We start from the raw sequence: 16779 nt of genomic DNA, 5'->3' as shown, positions 1-16779 counted from the left end.
AAAGGAGAATAGTGCGTGCCGGGCCCGCGTCAATTGAGGAGAAGCAACCGCTGCGCCGTATAGAGCGCAAGGCCGGCAAGGCCGCCGATGATCATGCCGTTGAAACGGATATATTGCAGGTCCTTGCCGATGTTCATCTCGATCAGCCGCGTCAGTTGGGCGAGGTCCCAGCGCTTGACCTGATCGGCGATGAATTTCGACACGCCGCTCTTCTGGCTCTCGACGAAGGACGCCAGCGCCACAACGAACCCCTGGTTCATATCGGCCCTGATCTGGGCGTCGTCGGCCAGATGCCGGCCGACCTCGACGAACATGTTCGCAAGGTGCTGGCGGATCATCGAATTCGGCGCGTTGGCATCCTGCTCGATGAACAGGCGCAGGCTCGCCCATGCATCGCCGGCCAACGCCTTCACTTCCGGCCTCGCCAGGAAATCGCGCTTCAGCTTTTCGGCGCGCCTTGCATATTGCTTGGATGTCCGCAGCCTCTCGATGAAGCCGAGCGCGAAACGGTCGAACTCGCCGCGCATGGGGTGGTCGGGATCGGCCCGCACCTCCTCCAGCAGCGACCCGGCCGAGGCGACGATCTTCTTCAAAAGATAGGCGTCGGCGCGAAATAGGTTGAACAGCGAGGGCAATTCCTCGCGGATCTTTTCGCGCATGGTCTCAAGGGCCTTCTCGTCATTGAGGAAGCGCCCGACCACCCGGGTGAACTCGTCGAACAGCTTCTGGTGGCGACGGTCGTCGGTCAGCGCCGACAAAAGGTCCGCCGCGAGCGGCGCCAGTGGCACCTTCTCGATCTGCTCCAGCATGCGGCTGGTGACGAAGTCGCGCAGGCCGGACTGCTCCACCGCCGTCAGCGTCTGCGGCACCAGCCGGGCGACGAATCGCGACAGCCCGGCCGCGCGCTCGGCATCTGCCAACCAGTCGGCGACCAAAGCGGCGAAGTCGACCTCGGCGAGCTTCTCGCGCACCGGCTCCGGCGCCAGGAAATTGGTCTCTATGAAACGGCCGAGATTGTCCGCGATGCGATGCTGATTCTCGGGGATGATCGCCGTATGAGGGATCGGCAGGCCGAGCGGCCGTCTGAACAGCGCAACAACCGCGTACCAGTCAGCCAACCCGCCGATGGTCGCGGCTTCGGCGAAGGCGGCGACGAAACCGAGCCACGGATACCTCCCCTCGAAAGACTTCGCCAGGGCAAAGACCAGCACGCAGAGCGCGAGCGCCGCCGTCGCCAGGAATTTCGTGCGCCTCAGCGCCGCCAGCTTGGCCTCCGCATCCGCGCCGAAACGAACGGGGGCCATGGCCTGAACCGATTGTGACATGATCGAAGCCGCTCCTGACGGTTTGACGCCATATCTAGGATCTTTGGCGGCAAATGCCCAATGGCTCACGATTTGCGCCGTCATGCACATAAAGTTGACGAGCCAATTCATCTATTGTGCCGCGCTTGTCTGGAATTATTCCAAACTATGGGCCATATTCCAGCTCAAGCGATTGCTTAATGAGGATAAAATGCGGCTCACGCGCCAGACCAACTATGCCATGCGCATCCTGATGTATTGCGCCGCGAACACCGACCGGTTGAGCCGCATCCCTGAGATCGCCGCCGCCTATTCGGTGTCGGAGCTATTCCTGTTCAAGATCCTGCAGCCGCTGGTCGAGGCCGGCCTTGTCGAGACGGTGCGCGGTCGGAATGGCGGCGTGCGGCTCGGACGCCCGGCCGAGCAGATCAACCTGTTCGACGTTGTGCGCGTGACCGAGGAAAGCTTCGCCATGGCCGAATGCTTCGAGAACGACGCCGCCGAATGTCCCCTGGTCGACAGCTGCGCCTTGAATTCGGCGCTGCGCGAGGCGCTCAACGCGTTCTTCGCAGTGCTGTCCCGCTACACGATCGCCGATCTTATCGCAGCACGGCCGAATGTCCGCACCCTGCTGGGCATCGACCTTCTGGAGCAGCGCGCTCCGGCGGCGTGACCTAAGCCGCCGACTGCGGCAGAACGAATGGCATATTGGCCGAAGGCAGCGCGCCGACCTTGAGGCGGCAGTCGAACACCTTCTCGATCAGTTCGTCATTCAGCACGTCTCGCGGCGGACCGTCGGCCGCCAGTTGGCCGCGATGCAGCACAAAAATGCGGTCGGCATACATTGCCGTCAGGTTGAGGTCGTGCAGGATCGCCACCACGCCGCCGCCGCGCCGGGCGAAGTCGCGGGCGATGTTCATGATGATGAGCTGGTGCTTGACGTCGAGGCTGGACACCGGCTCGTCGAGGAGCAGGTAGCGCGGCCTGCCTTCGAGCACCGGCGCCCAGACCTGGCAGAGCACGCGGGCCAGTTGCACACGTTGCTGCTCGCCGCCGGAAAGTTCCTGGTAGAAACGGCCGGCAAAGCCGTCGAGATCGACGCGCGCCAGCGCCCGCTCCGGCAGGCGCGCGTCCTCGCCTGGCAGCACGCCGGAACGGCCGCCGACCAGGCCGAGGCGCACGATCTCTCGCACCGTGAACGGAAAGGACAGCGACGTCGACTGCGGCAGCACGGCGCGATGCGTCGCCACCTCCACCGGCTTCATCGCGGCAAGATCACGGCCGTTGAGCCTGATCGTTCCGATGTATGGCAGCTCGCCGGTCAGCGCCCTCAGCAAAGTCGTCTTGCCTGAGCCGTTCGGCCCGACAATGGCCGAGATCTCTCCCAGCCGCGCCATCAGATCGACATGCGACACGATGCGCTTGCCGCCGATCGCCACGGAAATGTCGCGTGCTTCGATCATCGCAGACTCACAAATCGACGACGCCGCGCTTGCGCAGCAGGATCCACAGGAAGAACGGCGCGCCGGCGACCGCCGTGACGATGCCGATCGGCAGTTCGGCCGGCGCGACGATGGTGCGGGCGACCGAGTCCGCCAGCAAGAGCAGCGACGCGCCGAGCAGGGCCGATGCAGGCAGCAGGTATCGGTTGTCAGGGCCGATCATCAGGCGAAGCAGATGCGGCACGACGATGCCGATGAAGCCGATGCCGCCGCTGACGGCGACCGAGGCGCCAACCGCAGCCGACACACCGATGATGGCGACGTATTTCAGCCGCTGCACCGGAATGCCCAGATGACCAGCCGTCGCCTCGCCCAGCGCCAGCGCGTTGAGGCCGCGCGACAGGAACGGCATGGCCGACAGCGCCAGCACGATCACCGGTCCGACGGTGCCGATCTTCGGCCATGTCGCGCCGGCGAGGGAGCCGAGCTGCCAGAAGGTCAGGTCGCGCAGCTGCCGGTCGTCGGCCATGAAGATCAGGACGCCGGTCAGCGCCATGGCAAGAGCGCTGATGGCGATGCCGGCAAGCAGCATGGTGGCGACCGAGGTCCTGCCCTGCCTTGTCGCGATGCCGTAGAGCAGGAACGTTACCGAAAGACCGCCGAGAAACGCCGCCAACGGCAAAGCGAGCGTTCCGAATGCCAGGGTGACGGGCGCCAGCCAGGTCGTGCCGAGCACGATGATCGCAACGGCTCCAAGGCTTGATCCGGCGGAAACGCCGATCAGGCCGGGATCGGCCAACGGGTTGCGGAACAGGCCCTGCATGACGGCGCCGCAGACCGCAAGCGCCGCGCCGATCAGCACGCCGAGCAGGACGCGCGGCATGCGGATGTCGTAGACTATCAATTGGTCGCGCGTGGCAAGCGCGGCATCGACTGGCGCGGCGCCTGTGAACCAGTCGCGTATGACGCGAACGGCGGATGCATCCGAAGCGCCCGACGTCAGCGACAGGAACACGGAAAGCGCCAGCGCCAGGCCGAGCAGCAGGATGACGAACCTTGCTCGCGCGGAGCGGTCGCCTTCGGCCGCCATCGTCCTGCCCGCCGCGCCGGCGATCGACTGTTCGGCCATCTCCGGTCAGTCCGTGACCTGGTTGCCGTATAGCGAGATGGCCAGGTCGTGGATGGCGTCCGCCGTGCGCGGGCCGAAGCCGAGCAGGTAGCCGCCCCACATGCTGATCATCTTGCGCCCGGTGCCTGCCGGGGTCGAGGCAATGGCGGGATTGGCAAACAGCTCGTCTTCCGAGATCGGCGGTCCGCCGCCCTTCATGGTCAGGACCACGTCCGGCCTTGCGGTGACGATCGCCTCATCGGTCATGCCTTTGTAGCCGGAGAAGCCTTCGACCGCGTTGACCGCGCCGGCGAGCTTGATGATGCCGTCGGCCGCGGTGTCGCTGCCAGCGGCGAGGATCTTGCCGCCTTGCGTCGACAGCACGAACAGCACGCGCTTGCGCTCTTTGATCGACGCCGTCTGTCTTTCCGCCGCCTTGAGCTTCGCGTCAGTTTCGGCGGCCAGCCTCTCCGCCTTGGCGTCGACGCCAAGCGCCTTGCCAACGACGCGGATCTTTTCGAGGATGCCGGCATGGTCGAAGTGGTCCGGCACCTCGATGAACGGAACGCTGGATTTCTTCAGCACATCGACCGCTTCCTTCGGGCCGCTGCCGTGCAGCGCCAGGATCCCGGTCGGATTGACCGACATCACCCCCTCCGGCGAGAGCGCACGCATATAGCCGACATCCGCCAGCTTTGCCGCCTCCTCGGGGAAATTGCTGGTCGAATCGCGAGCGATGAGGCGACCCCCTTCGCCGAGGGCGTAGACGATTTCGGTGATCGAGCCGCCAATCGAGGCGATCCGCGAGGTATCGGAGAAGACTGTCTTTCCTTCCTCGGCCCGGGCGGACGGCGCGGCGACAGAGAGCAAAATGCCGAGCGTCGGCGCAAGCGCCGCGCGGAGGCTGAGAGAAATACGCATTGGGTCTTACCTTAGGCAGCGGTCGGGCTGGTGGTGCGGGGCAGGTTCTCGGCGAGGAAGCGCCAGTCTTCCCGTTCGCCCTCGCCTTCGTGGCGCTTGCCGAAGAACTGGATGATCATGTTGCCGTTGGCGTCATAGACTTCGAGCGAAGTCACGTGACCGTCCTTGGTCGGCTTGCGAACCGCCCAGACCTCACTGATGTGGTCGGTCCGCAAATGCAGGTGAAAGGTCTCGTCCAGCACGTTGATCCAGGGCCCTATCGGCTTGATCGACTTGATCGGACCGGAATGGATCTGGATGCAGCCACGGTTCCCCACGAAGCACATGATGGGCATCTCGCCTTCGGCGGCATGGTGGAACATGGCGCCGACGGCTTCATTGTCGAGCAGCCAGGCATAGTCCTGGCCGACCATCCGTACCGCCTGGCGGCGGCTGAGCTTCAGTGTCTTCAGCATGCCGAAGAACTGATGCACGTCGGTCAGCCGGCTCCAGCGATCGCGCAGGTCGTGGATATCTGCGTCGGCGTTGTGAGATTCCGTCTCGCCCTCCAGCGCTCCCGAGGCGACCGGAACCGACGGCTCCTGATTGGACGATTCGAGCTCCGCCACCAGCTTCTGGTAGGCGTAGAGATTGGAGGCGGGCCGGAGATGCACCTTGTGCACCGCCTCGCCCGCGGCGTCGAAGAACTGCAGGCTGCGCCGGATCTCGCCGCCGTCGCGCTTTTCGACAGCGAAGCCATGCGCCCAGACCTTCAGGAAGATGCGCAGGTCGATGTTCTCGCCGAGCACCATGGCATTGTGGTTGCCGGTGACGACCTTGTCGTAGACGCCGATCTTCTCGTGCACGGCGCTTTCATTGCGGGTCAGCGCCATCACCTCGCCGACCGCTTCCAGGCCGGTCAGTAGATCGTTGACGCGCGGTTCGATGCGCACCACACCAAGGCCGCAATGGGCCGCGACCAGTTCCGCTTCCGAAATTCCGAGTTGGGCCGCGAGATCGCGCTCGCGCATTTTCGGATTGTCTTCCCGCGCCCGACGGATTTCAACCGACGAAGGTTTCACGCGCTGGTCCATGTCGTCCACCTGCCTGCTTATTTATGCCTGTCTTGCGCCTGCCCGGCGGCGCCTACTTGTTGAGGATCAGCTTGCCCTGACGGGTGATCTTCAAGCGGTAGAGCGCGCCATGGTGCTCGATCCCGATCTCGTGCTCGCCCTGGAAAAGCGTGTTGCTTGAGAGCGTCCTCACGGCCATCGGCACCCGCTCGAAACGCTCGGTCGCATCATCCGGACGGCGGACGCGATAGCGGAAATCGTGGGGATTGTGCGTGTTCATCTGGTTCGGTCCTTTCCTGTGCCGGCCAGCCGGCCGGGCACCTGCGTAAAATGCCGATTCAATTCTTGACTAGAATAATCATGTTTACTAGTCAGTGCAATACCGGACTAAATGAGTCAACATTTAAGACGCCGGACGAAATGAAAAATGCCAGCGAGCCTCGCGCCAGCCAGCATCGAGCCTGGAAACTGGAGTTGGGGCATGGGGTTGGTGAACTGGAGACGGACGGGCCTGGCGGGCGATAACGCGGGTCCGGGCTTCCGATCGATAGCAAGGGACATGGCCATGCTGATGGCCGGCGCGGCGGCAATCGCGCTCTACATGCCTGCGGCGAAAGCACAGCAGGCAGCACAACCGGCGGCCGGGCAGCAGACCGACCAGCCCAAGAAAGCGGAGGGGAATGCCGCCAAGGACGAAACGCTGCTCGACAAGATCCTGGTGGTCAGCCGCACCGGCGAATCGGCGATCAAGTCGCTGGCTTCGGCAAGCCATGTCGACAAGGAGCAGCTCGAACGCCGCATGGCGACAACGCCGAACGAGATGCTGCTCGGCGTCCCGGGTGTCGCGGTGCAGGCCGACGCCAGGCGTGTCAGCTCCAGCATCAACATTCGTGGCCTGCAGGATTTTGGCCGCGTCGCCGTCATCGTCGACGGCGCCAGGCAGGATTTCCAGCGCTCCGACCACGGCACGCAGTCGACCTTCTACATCGACCCCGAGCTCATCAAATCCGTCGATGTGATCCGCGGCCCGGTTGCCAACACCTACGGCTCGGGCGCCATCGGCGGCGTTGTCTTCTTCGACACCAAGGACGCCGTTGACTTCCTGAAGCCGGAAGAGACCTGGGCGGGTTCCGTGACCGGCCGCTACGAGAGCAACGGCAAGGGCTGGACGACAAGCGCCACGGGCGCCTACCGCATCAACGAGAACTGGGATGCGCTGGGCAACATCGTCTATCGCGACTACGGCGACTACAAGGATGGCGGCGGCGATAACGTGAAGGGGAGCGGCTTCGACGTCTTGAGCGGCCTGCTCAAGACCACGATCCGCCCAAGCGACAACAGCGAGCTGAAGCTCGGCTGGGTCGGCTCGAGCGACAGCTGGAACGAGATCAGCGGCGGCGTTCCGGCCAATGACGCCGACCTGAAGTCGAACACTTTCACAGCCCGCTACAACATCACCGATGATGCCAAGAGCTGGCTCGACCTCCACATCAATGCCTCCTACAACAAGACCAATCTCGGCCTGACCACGCTCATCCCGCAGAACCGGTTCAATCCGACGACCGGCCTGCCGGTGGTGCTGCCGGCCGGCTCGACATCGACCTTCGATGTCGGCACTTCCGGCATCGACATCTGGAACACGTCGCGCTTCCAGACCGCCGGCATCGATCACGAACTGACCTATGGCGGCGACTGGGTCGGCGACAATGTCAAGACCGGCGGCACCGCCGGCGGCGACAGCTTCTATACGCCATCGGGCAAGCGCAATATCTCGGGCGCCTATATCCAGGACAAGCTGACCTGGGATTGGCTCGAAGTGATTACAGGTCTTCGCTACGACAGCTACAGCCTGAAGGATTCGAGCCCCGAAACCTCGGGCGACCGGCTGTCGCCGCGCATAACCGTCGGCGTCTCGCCGTTCGACGGCCCGACGCTCGCCGGCCTACAGTTCTACGGCACCTATGCCGAGGGTTATCGCTCGCCTTCGCTGACCGAGACGCTGATCAGCGGCAATCACCCGGCAGGCGTCACCTTCCCGTTCCTGCCCAACCCGAACCTCAGGCCCGAGACCGGCAAGACTGTCGAGTTCGGTGTCAACTACAGCGCCAACGGCATTGTCGAGGGCAACGACGCGCTGCGGCTCAAGGCCGCTTATTTCCACAACAATGTCGAGGATTACATCGACGGCGTGACGCTCTCACCCTTCAACCCGACCAGTGGCTGCCCGTTCGGTCCAGGCATCCCGATCTGCTTCCAGTACCAGAACTTCGCCAAGGCCAAGATCCACGGCGTCGAGCTGGAAAGCACCTATGACGCCGGCTGGGGCTATGCCGGCCTGTCGGCGTCCGTCACGAACGGGTACACCATCTCCTACAAGGGCGTGCGTGCCGATCTCGCCACCCTCCCGTCTTCCCAGGTCACGGCCCAGCTCGGCCTGCGCTTCCTCCAGGACAAGCTGACTGTCGGCGGCGAGGTGCAGTATAACGGCAAGCCGCAGGGCAACGCGGTGGCGAAGGACTACACGCTGGTCAACGCCTTCGCGAGCTACCAGGCGACCGAGAATCTCAAGGTCGATTTCCGCGCCGACAACATCTTCGATGTCAAATACGCCAACCCGCTGAACGCCACGACCACCTCGACCATCTACGAGCCCGGCGTGACGCTGAAGCTGGCGGCGACGATGCGCTTCGGAGGCTGATCGCCAATGGCACGTTCGGCGACATCGCTTCGTCTCCTGACCTCGGCGCTGGCGATGTCGCTTGCGGCCACGCCGGCGTGGACACAGTCCGCGCCGGCCCCTGCCCTGAGCCTCGAGCTCAATGCAGCGCAGCCCTCCGACAAGGGCTGCCGGCTGACCTTCGTCGTCAACAACGGCCTCGGCACCGAGCTGTCGAAGGCCGCTTTCGAGATTGCCTTGTTCAACGAGGCGGGCGTCGTCGACCGGCTCACCGTGCTCGACTTCAAGGACCTGCCGGCCGGCAAGACGAAAGTCACGCGCTTCGATCTCGCGGGCGCCGCCTGCGGCAAGCTCAGCCGGGTGCTGATCGACAGCGCGACGGATTGCGCGGGCGCCGGTCTCGAGCCGGCAGCCTGCATGCGCGCACTCAAGACGTCGACCAAGACCGCCATCGCTTTCGGCGTCTGAACCGGCCATGGGCATGGAACCGGCACTCGCGCGCAGCGCCGTTCTCTGGCCCTCGCCAGGGATAGGCGTCGCACCGCTTGCGGCAACCGATCTTGATTTGACAATTTCACGCTTGTCGCGGCAGCTTCCGGCCCGCGCCATGCAGGACACCAGCGACATTCCCGGCACCGAAAGCGTTTTGACGGCCGCTCCAGGCGAGGCGTTGGCCGGACCACGCCCGCGCGGTGAGCACGGCAAGTGGACGGTGGCGATCGCGGCCTCGTGCCTGATTCACGGCGCGGTGGCGGCGGCCTTGCTTGTGTCGCCGTCGGGAAAGCCGGACCTCCAGGATCCGACACAGGCAGAAGGCAGCGATAGATCCGGCGCCCACGTTGCCGGCAGTGCGCTCAATCCTGAACAACAGTCGATCAATGTCGCCTTGGTGCCGCCTCCCCGGCCACCGGCGAAACCGGTGCCGCCAGCCGAGACGGCACCGTCGGCTGCAAAGACGCCGCCGGTCGAAGCTGCAAAAACACAGCCCAAGATCAACAAGCCACCGGTCGACCCAGACATACTCGTTGCCGGCGCGCCCCGGAACGACTCCGATAGCGTAGCGCCGGACGCGAAACCTCCCATGCCCACGCCCGCTCGACAGCAGGAAAACGTCAGCCATCCGCCAACGCCGGCGCAGCCGCCGGTTCCTTCAGCCAGGCCAGCGACCGCCAATCCGATCGTTGCCGAAAAAAGTGGCGCCGCGGATGGTCAAACCCGGTCCGAGCCCGCGGTCAGCAAAGGTAAAAGGCAGAACGAGGCGGGCACCAAGGCGGAAGACAATTATCGCAGCAATGTGATCCGGAAACTTGGCCGCGTGTATCGGGCCGTCCCGCCTTCGCTGCAGGCGGCGGCGCGCAGCAACACCGTCGTTACCTTTGTCATAGGCAAACAGGGCGCGATCGACGAGTTGCGTGTCGTTGAAAGCTCGGGTTCGGACACTTTCGATCAGATCGTGCTTGGCTTTGTGCGCAAGGCTGCCCCCTTCCCTCCCATTCCGGCGAACGTCGGAAACCACCTCGAATTCACCGGCGCGATCGGCCCGTTTTGAGAGCCTCCGCCTTCAAACCATCAATCCGACCGCGACATGAAAGGAACGCCATGTACATCGCCATGAACCGCTTCAAGGTCCAGAACGGCTCCGAGGAAGCCTTCGAGGATGTGTGGAAGAATCGCGATTCCAGCCTAGCCGAAATGAAGGGTTTCAAGGAGTTCCACCTGCTGCGCGGCCCGGTCAACGAGACCGAGGGCTATACGCTGTTTGCCTCGCACACAGTCTGGGCAAGCCAGGAGGATTTCGTCGCCTGGACGAAGTCGGAGAATTTTCGCGCCGCCCATCGCAACGCAGGCGGCTCGAAGGTGCATTACCTCGGCCATCCGCAATTCGAGGGCTTCTCCGTCGTGGAAGGCGCTTGAGGATGTCAATGCCGGCCGAGGATCCCGCGCGCTCGATCCCGATCCTGCCCTCACCCGACATCTTGGCGACACGCGATTTCTATCGCGACGCCCTTGGCTTCGATGTCGTCGGACCGGAGATGGACGACTATCTGATCATGCGGCGCGGCGAGATCGAAATCCATTTCTGGAGGAGCGAAGACCGCAAGCTGCCGGAAGTCTCGTCCTGCTACATCAGGGGCGGCGAAGTGCCGGCTCTGCATGCCGAGTTTTCGGCGCGTCGCGTCAAAGGGCTCAGCCCATTCACCGTGCGCCCCTGGAACATGAAGGAGTTCTATGTCCAGGACCCGCACGGCAATCTGCTCAAGTTCGGCTGCGCGCCGGAGGAGATATGAGGCAGCTTACCTCATGCGGCAGCAAGCAGGCTGGCGTTGCCCCCTGCTGCTGTCGTGTCGACGCACACAGCCCGCTCATGCGCATAAGCCGCCGGGTTGAGCACTTCGCTCACCAGCGGCACGATCGGACCGGTGCGCTCTGCGATCACCTTGCGCACGATCCGCGCCGCTTCCGGCGTGCCTGAGAAAGCCACCACATCGACGCGCAGCGAGCGCGCCTCGACCGGATCGGGCCGTCCGTCGATGGCCGCGAGCGGCAGGCCTTTGCCCGTCAGCGCCGAGAGCGCCGCCGGAGCACCCGGCGCCACCGCCAGCACAGCGTTGCCGGCGGCAAGCGCCTGGATGGTCTGCGCAAGCAGCGTCTCGGCGTCTGGCCCGAGGCACAGCACCCGACCGCGCGGCGACAGCGACAGCGTGTTCGCCTCGCCTGTCGGTCCAGGCAGGTCGACCTGGCCGAAATCGAGGCTCGCGGCCGCTGCGATCGCCGCGGCGCCCTTGCCGCGTAGATGTTTGCGCAGGATGGCGACGCGATCAGCCCGTGTCGACCAGCCACCCAGCGCCGGGTCCGGCAGATTGTCGGCAAGCTCCGTGGCGGTGACCTTGTGGCCTTCCCCCACCTCGGTGCCGGCTTCCGGCCCCTTACGGAAGCGGCGCAGATAATGCGGCCCACCGGCCTTCGGCCCGGTGCCAGACAATCCCTCACCGCCGAAAGGCTGCGAACCGACGACGGCGCCGATCTGGTTGCGGTTGACATAGATGTTGCCGGCATGGATGCCGTCGACGAAATGCTGGACGCGGCCCTCGATGCGGGTGTGCAGGCCGAAAGTCAGCCCGTAGCCCTTGCGGTTGACGGCGCCGATGACCGCGTCGATCTCGTCGGCGTCGAAGGTCGCGACGTGCAGCACCGGGCCGAACACCTCGCGCTCCATCTCCTCGATGCCTTTGACGCGGAAGACATGCGGCGCAACGAAGCGGCCGCTGGCCGGCGCTTCCAGCTTGGCAATCAGGCGGCCTTCCTGCCCCTTCCTGGTGCAATAGTCACTGATCGAGGCTTGCGCTTCGTCGTCGATGACCGGCCCGACATCGGTGGAGATCAACCAGGGATTGCCGACGTTGAGCGCCTCCATCGCCCCCTTCAGCATCTCCAGCATCTTCTTCTCCACATCCTTCTGAACGTAGAGCACCCGCAGCGCCGAGCAGCGCTGTCCCGCGCTCTGGAAGGCGGATGCCAGGATGTCGCGCACCGCCTGTTCGGGCAGTGCGGTGGAATCGACGATCATTGCGTTGAGCCCGCCGGTCTCGGCGATCAGCATGGCGTCGGGAGCCGCCGTCTCGGCGAGTTGCTTTTCGATCAACTTGGCGACCTCGGTCGAGCCGGTGAAGCAGACACCTGCGATACGCGGGTCGGCCGTGAGCGGTCCGCCGACCGACGGGCCGTCGCCCGGCAGCAGTTGGATGACATCCTCCGGCACGCCCGCCTCGCGCAGCATCTCGACGGCGCGGAAGGCGATCAGCGGCGTCTGCTCGGCCGGTTTGGCGATCACCGAATTGCCGGTGACCAGCGCCGCCGCGATCTGGCCGGTGAAGATGGCGAGCGGAAAGTTCCACGGCGAGATGCAGACGATCGCGCCACGGGCTTCGGTGCCCGCTTCGGCATTCGCTGCCTCGGCGGCGTAGTAGCGCAGGAAGTCGACCGCCTCGCGCACCTCGGCGACGCCGTCGGCCAGCGACTTGCCGGCCTCGCGGGTGGCTAGTGCGAAGAACTCGGCCGCATTGGCCTCGTAGAGATCGGCGGCGCGGTTGAGGATCGCGGCGCGCTCGGCGACCGGACGCTTCGCCCAGGCCGGCTGCGCCTCGACTGCGATGCGTACTGCGGTCGACACCTGCTTGGCCGCCGCTTCATGCACCGTGCCGACGACCTCTTCGGGCTTCGCCGGATTGACCACTGGACGGGCCTTGCCGTAGCCGGCGGCGCGCGTGATCGGCTTGGCGTGCCAGCGGTCCGCTCCGGCGAATTCGGCCCGGGCCTTGTCGATGGCCGCAAGCGTCACGATGTCGGTGATGTCGAAGCCCTTCGAATTGCGCCTCCCGGCGCCGAAGATCGCCGCCGGGCGGGCGATCGCCGGATTGGCCGCGGGACCCTGGCTCTCCACCGTCTCCAGCGGATCGCGAGCGATCTCCTCGGGCGCGACGTCCTCGTCGGTCAGTTGATGGACGAAGGAGGAGTTGGCGCCGTTCTCCAGCAGGCGCCGCACCAGATAGGCGAGCAGGTCGGAATGCGCGCCGACCGGGGCGTAGATGCGGCAGTGCGTGCCTTCTGCCTGGCGCACGGTCTCATGCAGCGCCTCGCCCATGCCGTGCAGGCGCTGGAACTCGAAGGTATCGCGGTCCTTGGCCATCGACAGGATGGCGGCGACCGTATGCGCGTTGTGCGTGGCGAACTGCGGATAGATGCGATCGGTCATCGACAGCAGCTTTTTCGCGCAGGCGAGGTAAGACACATCGGTGTTGGCCTTGCGGGTGAAGACCGGATAGCCGGTAAGTCCAAGCGTCTGCGCCCGCTTGATCTCGGTATCCCAATAGGCGCCCTTGACCAGTCGCACCATGATGTTGCGGTCGTATTTCTTCGCCAGCGCGTAAAGCCAGTCGATGGCGAAGGCCGCCCGCGGACCGTAAGCTTGGACGACGACGCCGAAACCATCCCAACCGGCAAGTTCCGGATCGGCCAGCACCCGCTCGATGACGTCGAGCGACAGGTCGAGGCGATCGGCCTCCTCCGCGTCGATGTTGAGGCCCATGCGCGAATGCCGCGCGGCAAGCGCCAGCGACAACAGCCGCTCGGCCATCACCGGCAGCATCTTCTCCTTCTGCGCCACCTCGTAGCGCGGATGCAGCGCCGACAGCTTGACCGAGATACCGTGATTGTAACGGATGTCCGGACCGTTCGACCCGGAGTCGAGCGAGGAAATCGCATCCGCATAGGCTTTGTGGTAGCGCAGCGCGTCGGCCTCTGTGCGAGCCGCCTCGCCCAGCATGTCGAAGGAGTAGAGATAGCCCTTCTGCGTCATCGGCCGGCCGCGCTTGATCGCCTCGGCGATGGTCCGGCCGAGCACGAACTGCTCGCCCATCTCACGCATCGCCGCCGCCACCGCCTTGCGGATGACCGGCTCACCCAGCCTGCGCACCATCGAGCGCAGCGTGCCCTCGATGCCTCCCTCGCCTTCGTCGAGGACGCGGCCGGTCAGCATGAGCGCCCAGGTCGAGGCGTTGACGAAAATGGAGCTCGAGCCGCCGGAATGCGCGGACCAATCGTGCGGCGCGATCTTGTCGGCGATGAGATCATCCATCGTCTCGGTGTCGGGCACACGCAGCAGCGCCTCGGCAAGGCACATCAGTGCCACGCCTTCCTTGGTCGAAAGGCCGTAGGCCGAGAGGAACACTTCCATCAGACGGGGATCGGTCGAGCCGCGCACCGCGCGCACCAGATCGGCGGCCCTGGCCGAGATCGCCTTGCGCCCCTCCGTCGAAAGTCCGGCCGCTGCGGACAGTCGCTTCATCGCCTCGTCTTCGTCGGGCAGGTAGTTGGCGCGGATCTGCTGGCGGATGGCGTCGAGCGGCATGTCGGGTCCATGAAAGCGAGCGTTGAGGCGCGGTCTGGCGGTCGCCGGACCGAATGGCGCAAGCTAGCACAGCCAGGAGCAGCTATCGGTCCAAAGAAATCGACAATGCAGTCCCTTCAAACTATCATGTAAGGACCACTCAAATCATTTAGACCGCCAAATCGATGACCGAAGACCAATTGGACCGCATAGACCGCAACATCCTGTCCGCGCTGGGGCGCGACGGCAGGCTTTCCATGTCCGAACTGGCTTTGAAGGTCGGGCTGTCGAAGACGCCGGTGCAGGCGCGCGTGAAACGCCTGGAGAAGGATGGCTATATCAGGGGCTACCGGGCCATCATCGATCGCGAGCGAATGGGCGAAGGCCATGTCGCCTTTGTCCAGGTGAAGCTTTCCGACACCCGCTCCGCCGCGCTCGATGCCTTCAACCGCGCCGTCCAGTCGGTGCCGGAGATCGAGCAGTGCCATATGATGGCGTCGAGCTTCGACTATCTGCTCAAGGTCCGCACCACCGACATCGCCGCCTATCGCCGTGTGCTGGGCGAGCGCATTTCAGCCCTGCCCCACGTGGCCCAGACATCGACCTTCGTGGCGATGGAGACCGTCAAGGACAGATAATCTACTCCGACAGCGTCTTGAGGAACGCCACCAGCGATTCCCGTTCGCGGTCCGACAGATCGAGCGGATGGACCTCCGACACGCCCTCGACCGCAAGCGGCGCTTTCGAATAATGCGCCGCGACCTCGTCGAGCGATGAAAACTGGCCGGCATGCATGTAGGGTGGGCGCTCGGCTACTCCCCTGAGCGACGGCGTCTTGTAGGCGCGGACCAGCTGCACGCCGTCCTTCACCATGAAGCGCAGCTCGCGGCATGCGCTTTCGTCGCCATCGCGGAACTTGCCGAAGCAGTTGAATGGATCAGCCTCGACCTGCGCCACCGCATCGACCCGTCCACGATCCAGCGGCAGGTCGGCGACCGGCGGGACGCCGGTGTTGTGGAAACTGTTGTCAGTGAAGCGCGGCCCGTTGTGGCAGGTCACACAATTGGCTTTGCCGATGAAGAGCTTCAGCCCGAGAATCTCCCGAGGTGAGAAGTCGGCATCCCCCTGCGGCTCGGTGCCTGTTGCGAGGTCAATGGCGAAACGGTCGAAGCGCGTCTCCTGCGGCTCGATCGACCGCTCGAAGGCGGCAATCGACTTGCCGATATTGGCAAAGACGCGATTGACGTCATCTTGCTGGCCGGCTGACATGCCGTTCCACGCAGCCTTCTCGGCGTCGGTTCCGAGCGGGCTTGCATTGGCCGGCACGGTTGAAAGATCGGGTAGCGGTCCGAATATGCGCTCATAGCGTTCGCCGAAGCGCTTCTTGATGTAATGCGCGAAGGCGGCACGGTTGCCGGCCTGCTCCAAGGGATTTTCGAGCGGCGTCAGCGCCTGCGCCCACAGGCTGTCGCGACGTCCGTCCCAGAAGAACCAGGGATCGCGGGCCACGCCGGCCAGCGGCATGGTGCGCCGGTTGGTGCGGCCAACGCCAACGGCTTGCGGCAGGTCATCCTGGAACTGGCGGTCGATCTTGTGGCAGGTCGAGCAGGACACGGTTCCGTCACGGCTCATGCCTGTATCGAAGAACAGCGTCGAGCCCAGCGCCGCCGCAGCCGGTATGTCGGCATACTGGTTCGTGGTGTCTGTTTTCAGCGATGGCAGCGTGTTCAACGCCAAGGAGGCGATCGTCTTCTTCTCGGCATCGCTGAACTGCGGCTTGCCGCAGCCGCCAAGCAGGACAAGCGCGGCGAACGCAAGCAGGCTGGCGACACCGGCTAGACGCCTCATTGCCGGCTCATATGACGATGTTGAAGACGACGGAATCCGAGCCGGCCGCCGCCGAGATAGCAAAGCTCAACTGCCACCAGCCACTCATGGTGAACTTTATGCCGTCGATACGGTAACGCCCGTCGCCCAGATAGTCGGTCGCCTGGGGACTGGTCGGCAGGCCGTGATTGTGCTGCGGCATCCCACCCGAAACGGTGATTGCCGCGCCCTCGACCGGCGCGCCCGCGGTGGTCTTCAGCGTCAGCAGCCAGGATTGCAGTTCGCCCTCCCGAACGACGCCGTGTTCCGGTTCGAAACTGGCGACGAACAAGCCGTTCGCCGTCGTCTTCGAGCGCGACGTATCCGGCCCGGCGACCTGCGCCGGCCGCGGCGCCGTCAGATAGACTACGGCCAGGATGCCGACCAGCAAGGCAGCCAAACCAAGTCCCGCAAGAATGTAACGCCATATCGATGCCAAACCGGTTCCTCTTCGGCTGCTAACGTCACGGGTCGCGTGTCGCATCCCGCCCCTGCCTGTGGGAAATCGCTTCTGGCGCAAAA

16 protein-coding genes are annotated in these 16779 nt (G+C 64.7%); 7 read left to right on the top strand and 9 right to left on the bottom strand.

Annotation, left to right across the window (positions count from 1 at the left end; all coding sequences use genetic code 11):
• Positions 1-29: 29 nt before the first annotated feature.
• Positions 30-1325 (bottom strand): DUF445 domain-containing protein, encoded by a 1296-nt coding sequence (locus tag Q0L57_RS04690; RefSeq protein WP_296738784.1) that lies wholly within the window; start codon positions 1323-1325, stop codon positions 30-32.
• Between the two features lie 190 nt (positions 1326-1515).
• On the opposite strand from Q0L57_RS04690, the gene rirA reads away from it, so the two are divergent.
• Positions 1516-1977 (top strand): iron-responsive transcriptional regulator RirA, encoded by a 462-nt coding sequence (rirA, locus tag Q0L57_RS04685; RefSeq protein ID WP_296738782.1) that lies wholly within the window; start codon positions 1516-1518, stop codon positions 1975-1977.
• A 1-nt stretch (position 1978) separates the two neighbouring features.
• On the opposite strand, the gene Q0L57_RS04680 is transcribed toward rirA, so the two are convergent.
• The 5 genes from Q0L57_RS04680 to hemP are packed head-to-tail and all read right to left on the bottom strand — an operon-like array spanning position 1979 to position 6107.
• Entirely contained in the window at positions 1979-2767 is a 789-nt protein-coding gene (locus Q0L57_RS04680) for a heme ABC transporter ATP-binding protein (protein WP_296738779.1), read from the bottom strand.
• Between the two features lie 7 nt (positions 2768-2774).
• Positions 2775-3875, bottom strand: a complete 1101-nt coding sequence (locus Q0L57_RS04675) for an iron ABC transporter permease (RefSeq protein ID WP_296738775.1) — start codon at positions 3873-3875, stop codon at positions 2775-2777.
• A gap of 6 nt (positions 3876-3881) precedes the next feature.
• On the bottom strand, positions 3882-4775 hold the full coding sequence (locus Q0L57_RS04670) for a hemin ABC transporter substrate-binding protein (RefSeq protein WP_296738772.1): 894 nt from the start codon (positions 4773-4775) through the stop codon (positions 3882-3884).
• A gap of 11 nt (positions 4776-4786) precedes the next feature.
• The gene (locus Q0L57_RS04665) at positions 4787-5848 is read right to left on the bottom strand and encodes a hemin-degrading factor (RefSeq protein ID WP_296738770.1); all 1062 of its coding nucleotides are present in this window, start codon (positions 5846-5848) and stop codon (positions 4787-4789) included.
• A gap of 52 nt (positions 5849-5900) precedes the next feature.
• Positions 5901-6107, bottom strand: a complete 207-nt coding sequence (gene hemP / locus Q0L57_RS04660; protein WP_296738767.1) for a hemin uptake protein HemP — start codon at positions 6105-6107, stop codon at positions 5901-5903.
• A gap of 279 nt (positions 6108-6386) precedes the next feature.
• On the opposite strand from hemP, the gene Q0L57_RS04655 reads away from it, so the two are divergent.
• Genes Q0L57_RS04655 through Q0L57_RS04635 form a run of 5 tightly spaced genes read left to right on the top strand, consistent with a single transcriptional unit; the run spans position 6387 to position 10792 of the window.
• Entirely contained in the window at positions 6387-8525 is a 2139-nt protein-coding gene (locus tag Q0L57_RS04655) for a TonB-dependent hemoglobin/transferrin/lactoferrin family receptor (protein WP_296738765.1), read from the top strand.
• A gap of 6 nt (positions 8526-8531) precedes the next feature.
• On the top strand, positions 8532-8972 hold the full coding sequence (locus Q0L57_RS04650) for a hypothetical protein (protein WP_296738762.1): 441 nt from the start codon (positions 8532-8534) through the stop codon (positions 8970-8972).
• A 7-nt stretch (positions 8973-8979) separates the two neighbouring features.
• The gene (locus Q0L57_RS04645; protein WP_296738760.1) at positions 8980-10053 is read left to right on the top strand and encodes an energy transducer TonB; all 1074 of its coding nucleotides are present in this window, start codon (positions 8980-8982) and stop codon (positions 10051-10053) included.
• 50 nt (positions 10054-10103) lie between these two features.
• Complete coding sequence (locus Q0L57_RS04640; RefSeq protein ID WP_296738758.1) at positions 10104-10418, top strand: antibiotic biosynthesis monooxygenase; 315 nt, start codon at positions 10104-10106, stop codon at positions 10416-10418.
• Between the two features lie 2 nt (positions 10419-10420).
• Positions 10421-10792: a VOC family protein gene (locus tag Q0L57_RS04635; protein WP_296738755.1), complete on the top strand. Its 372-nt coding sequence runs from the start codon at positions 10421-10423 to the stop codon at positions 10790-10792.
• Between the two features lie 11 nt (positions 10793-10803).
• Here the strand turns inward: Q0L57_RS04635 and putA are convergent, their stop codons facing one another.
• Positions 10804-14412, bottom strand: a complete 3609-nt coding sequence (gene putA, locus Q0L57_RS04630) for a bifunctional proline dehydrogenase/L-glutamate gamma-semialdehyde dehydrogenase PutA (protein WP_296738752.1) — start codon at positions 14410-14412, stop codon at positions 10804-10806.
• 164 nt (positions 14413-14576) lie between these two features.
• Between putA and Q0L57_RS04625 the strand changes: the two genes are divergently transcribed.
• Positions 14577-15029, top strand: a complete 453-nt coding sequence (locus tag Q0L57_RS04625) for an Lrp/AsnC ligand binding domain-containing protein (RefSeq protein WP_127859989.1) — start codon at positions 14577-14579, stop codon at positions 15027-15029.
• Position 15030: 1 nt separating this feature from the next.
• Here Q0L57_RS04625 and Q0L57_RS04620 read toward each other — a convergent pair whose 3' ends face one another.
• Complete coding sequence (locus tag Q0L57_RS04620) at positions 15031-16239, bottom strand: cytochrome c peroxidase (protein WP_296738746.1); 1209 nt, start codon at positions 16237-16239, stop codon at positions 15031-15033.
• 7 nt (positions 16240-16246) lie between these two features.
• The gene (locus Q0L57_RS04615; protein ID WP_296738744.1) at positions 16247-16696 is read right to left on the bottom strand and encodes a FixH family protein; all 450 of its coding nucleotides are present in this window, start codon (positions 16694-16696) and stop codon (positions 16247-16249) included.
• Positions 16697-16779 lie beyond the last annotated feature (83 nt).

The organism is Mesorhizobium sp. (genome assembly GCF_024509055.1).
Lineage (GTDB): Bacteria > Pseudomonadota > Alphaproteobacteria > Rhizobiales > Rhizobiaceae > Mesorhizobium.
The sequence above is the reverse complement of the archived record's forward strand: the minus strand, read 5'-3'. Positions and strand labels throughout refer to the sequence as shown.

Coding starts and splice junctions, on each gene's coding strand:
- Q0L57_RS04665 (WP_296738770.1), bottom strand. CDS start 5,848: ATGGACCAGCGCGTGAAACCTTCGTCGGTTGAAATCCGTCGGGCGCGG.
- Q0L57_RS04670 (WP_296738772.1), bottom strand. CDS start 4,775: ATGCGTATTTCTCTCAGCCTCCGCGCGGCGCTTGCGCCGACGCTCGGC.
- Q0L57_RS04655 (WP_296738765.1), top strand. CDS start 6,387: ATGGCCATGCTGATGGCCGGCGCGGCGGCAATCGCGCTCTACATGCCT.
- Q0L57_RS04680 (WP_296738779.1), bottom strand. CDS start 2,767: ATGATCGAAGCACGCGACATTTCCGTGGCGATCGGCGGCAAGCGCATC.
- Q0L57_RS04640 (WP_296738758.1), top strand. CDS start 10,104: ATGTACATCGCCATGAACCGCTTCAAGGTCCAGAACGGCTCCGAGGAA.
- Q0L57_RS04645 (WP_296738760.1), top strand. CDS start 8,980: ATGGGCATGGAACCGGCACTCGCGCGCAGCGCCGTTCTCTGGCCCTCG.
- Q0L57_RS04625 (WP_127859989.1), top strand. CDS start 14,577: ATGACCGAAGACCAATTGGACCGCATAGACCGCAACATCCTGTCCGCG.
- Q0L57_RS04675 (WP_296738775.1), bottom strand. CDS start 3,875: ATGGCCGAACAGTCGATCGCCGGCGCGGCGGGCAGGACGATGGCGGCC.
- Q0L57_RS04620 (WP_296738746.1), bottom strand. CDS start 16,239: ATGAGGCGTCTAGCCGGTGTCGCCAGCCTGCTTGCGTTCGCCGCGCTT.
- Q0L57_RS04690 (WP_296738784.1), bottom strand. CDS start 1,325: ATGTCACAATCGGTTCAGGCCATGGCCCCCGTTCGTTTCGGCGCGGAT.
- rirA (WP_296738782.1), top strand. CDS start 1,516: ATGCGGCTCACGCGCCAGACCAACTATGCCATGCGCATCCTGATGTAT.
- Q0L57_RS04635 (WP_296738755.1), top strand. CDS start 10,421: ATGTCAATGCCGGCCGAGGATCCCGCGCGCTCGATCCCGATCCTGCCC.
- putA (WP_296738752.1), bottom strand. CDS start 14,412: ATGCCGCTCGACGCCATCCGCCAGCAGATCCGCGCCAACTACCTGCCC.
- hemP (WP_296738767.1), bottom strand. CDS start 6,107: ATGAACACGCACAATCCCCACGATTTCCGCTATCGCGTCCGCCGTCCG.
- Q0L57_RS04650 (WP_296738762.1), top strand. CDS start 8,532: ATGGCACGTTCGGCGACATCGCTTCGTCTCCTGACCTCGGCGCTGGCG.